Origin of the sequence: Dendronalium phyllosphericum CENA369 (assembly GCF_016056275.1) — a bacterium.
In the GTDB taxonomy this organism is placed as follows: domain Bacteria; phylum Cyanobacteriota; class Cyanobacteriia; order Cyanobacteriales; family Nostocaceae; genus Dendronalium; species Dendronalium phyllosphericum.
Genome location: NZ_JAECZA010000332.1, coordinates 1 through 1153, shown reverse-complemented (window position 1 = coordinate 1153; position 1153 = coordinate 1). Strand labels below are relative to the sequence as shown.

Here is a 1153-nt window from a genome sequence, read left to right as displayed (position 1 = left end):
CGGTATGTAGTTTAGAAATGGTGATTGTGGCCATGGTTTTCTCCCAAAATATTACTGAAATTAAGCTGTTGAGTGAATTTGTTTAGCTGACTCTTAGGGATTATTAATAATCAAGAAACCTCATTTTTATCGCAAAGATTTCTACTTATATTGAATCCCTAAAGAGCCATCTAGCTTAGTTAGTAGTAGCCGTTACTGCTGAATGACTTAGCTACAAGGGCAATGTGACCAATACCATATGTATCAACCCAAGCCTCAGCTAGCTTTGTCAGTCCCGACAAATCGCTAACTTCGGTAGTTCCGCCAAAAATGGAATCGACATCGCTCAGTTCCTGAAGAAAACTTTCGGAATCTTGGAACAGTTCAGAGCCAGCGGTATGTAGTTTAGAAATGGTGATTGTGGCCATGGTTTTCTCCCAAAATATTACTGAAATTAAGCTGTTGAGTGAATTTGTTTAGCTGACTCTTAGGGATTATTAATAATCAAGAAACCTCATTTTTATCGCAAAGATTTCTACTTATATTGAATCCCTAAAGAGCCATCTAGCTTAGTTAGTAGTAGCCGTTACTGCTGAATGACTTAGCTACAAGGGCAATGTGACCAATACCATATGTATCAACCCAAGCCTCAGCTAGCTTTGTCAGTCCCGACAAATCGCTAACTTCGGCAGTTCCGCCAAAAATGGAATCGACATCGCTCAGTTCCTGAAGAAAACTTTCAGAATCTTGGAACAGTTCAGAGCCAGCGGTGTGTAGTTTAGAAATGGTGATTGTGGCCATGGTTTTCTCCCAAAATATTATTGCAATTAAACTGTTGAGTGAATTTATCTAGCTGACTTTTAGGGATTCTCGATAATCAATCTCATTTTTATTGCAGAGATTACTGTTACATTGAATCCCAAAAAGCCATGTAGCTTAGTTAGTAGTAGCCGTGACTGCTAAATGACTGGGCGACAAGGGTAATGTGACCAATACCATATGTATCAACCCAAGCTTCAGCTAGTTTTGTCAGTCCCGACAAGTCGCTGACTCCGCTGTGTCCACCACCAGAGATAGAATCGACATCGCCCAATTCATTGAGAAAGCTTTCAGAATCTTGGAACAATTCGGAACCAGCACTATGTAGTTCAGAAAGATTAATACTTGCCATGAT

The 1153-nt window shown here is 39.9% G+C and carries 3 protein-coding genes; all 3 read right to left on the bottom strand.

The features are described 5' to 3' along the window. Positions 1 to 179: 179 nt before the first annotated feature. A complete protein-coding gene (locus I8752_RS36660) occupies positions 180 to 407 on the bottom strand; it encodes a hypothetical protein (RefSeq protein ID WP_214437041.1) in 228 nt (75 codons plus the stop codon). Between the two features lie 145 nt (positions 408 to 552). Further along, positions 553 to 780: a hypothetical protein gene (locus I8752_RS36655; RefSeq protein ID WP_214437040.1), complete on the bottom strand. Its 228-nt coding sequence runs from the start codon at positions 778 to 780 to the stop codon at positions 553 to 555. Between the two features lie 139 nt (positions 781 to 919). Continuing rightward, complete coding sequence (locus I8752_RS36650; protein WP_214437042.1) at positions 920 to 1150, bottom strand: hypothetical protein; 231 nt, start codon at positions 1148 to 1150, stop codon at positions 920 to 922. Positions 1151 to 1153 lie beyond the last annotated feature (3 nt).